A 1,467-nucleotide genomic window follows, 5' to 3' on the forward strand; every position below is an offset into this window, starting at 1 on the left:
CGTCGAACACCTCCGCGAACACCGGGAACCGCCCCACCAGACCGGCACCCATCCCGATGCGCTGCGCACCCTGACCGGTGAACAGGAACGCGGTCTTCCCGGCCGCGGCGACGCCGCCGGCCCGGCCGGCCTCGATCTCGGCGAGCCCGGCGAGGAAGCCCGGCAGGTCGGCGGCGACGACCGCCGCGCGGTGGGCGAGTCGGGCCCGTGTGGTGGCCAGCGAGACCGCGACGTCGGCCGGGGCGGGGTGCCCGGCGAGCAGCTCCCGCAGGTTGGCGGCCTGCGCCCGCAGCGCCGCCCCGGTGCGGCCGTGCACCGCCCAGACCACGGGACGGTCCACCGGCTCCGGCGCGGGAGGTGCGGGTTCGGCGGGCGGCGCTTCGAGGATCGCGTGGGCGTTGGTGCCGCTGATGCCGAAGGAGGAGACGGCGAAGCGGCGGGGCCGCTCGTCGGTGGTGTCCCAGGGCCGGGCCTCGGTGAGCAGCCGGACGGCTCCGGCGGACCAGTCGACCTCCGGGGTCGGCGCGTCGACGTGCAGCGACGCCGGCAGCTCCTGGTGTCGCACCGCCATGACCATCTTGATGATCCCGGCCACGCCGGCCGCGGCCTGGGTGTGGCCGATGTTCGACTTCACCGACCCCAACCACAACGGCCGGTCCCGGTCCTGCCCGTAGGTCGCCAGCAACGCCTGCGCCTCGATCGGGTCACCCAGCGCGGTGCCGGTGCCGTGCGCCTCGACCGCGTCGACGTCGGTTGCGGCGAGGTTCGCGTTCGCCAGCGCCTGGGTGATGACCCGCTGCTGGGCGGGCCCGTTGGGGGCGGTCAGGCCGTTCGAGGCGCCGTCGGAGTTGACCGCGCTGCCGCGGACCACGGCGAGCACGCGGTGGCCGTGGCGGCGGGCGTCCGACAGCCGCTCGACGACGAGCACGCCCGCGCCCTCGGCCATGCTGGTGCCGTCGGCGGCGGCGGCGAACGGCTTGCACCGGGCGTCGGCGGCGAGGCCGCGCTGCCGGGCGAACAGGGTGAAGATGCTGGGGTTGGTCAGCACGGTGACGCCGCCGGCGAGGGCGAGGTCGCACTCGCCGGCGCGCAGCGCCTGCGCGGCCAGGTGCAGCGCGACAAGCGACGACGAGCACGCGGTGTCGACGGTGACGGCCGGGCCTTCCAGCCCGAACTGGTAGGCCACCCGACCGGACATGATGCTTGTCGCCGCGCCGGTCAACAGGTGTCCTTCCACCTCGTCGGGCAGGTCGACACCGACGCCGTAGGTGGAGGACGCCGCGCCGACGAACACGCCGGTGGGCGTGCCGCGCAGCGAGTCCGGGGCGATGCCGGCGCGTTCCAGCGCCTCCCAGGACACCTCCAGCAGCATTCGTTGCTGGGGGTCCATGGCGAGGGCTTCGCGGGGGGAGATGCCGAACAGGCGGGCGTCGAACTCGGCGGCGGCGTCGACGAAACCACCCTCAC

At 75.3% G+C, this 1,467-nt stretch carries 1 protein-coding gene; it reads right to left on the reverse strand.

The window, feature by feature from the left end; all coding sequences use genetic code 11:
- Positions 1 to 1,467: beta-ketoacyl synthase N-terminal-like domain-containing protein (locus tag T398_RS26770; protein ID WP_496450576.1), on the reverse strand; the 1,467-nt coding region annotated here is incomplete at both ends.

The organism is Salinispora goodfellowii (genome assembly GCF_059570675.1).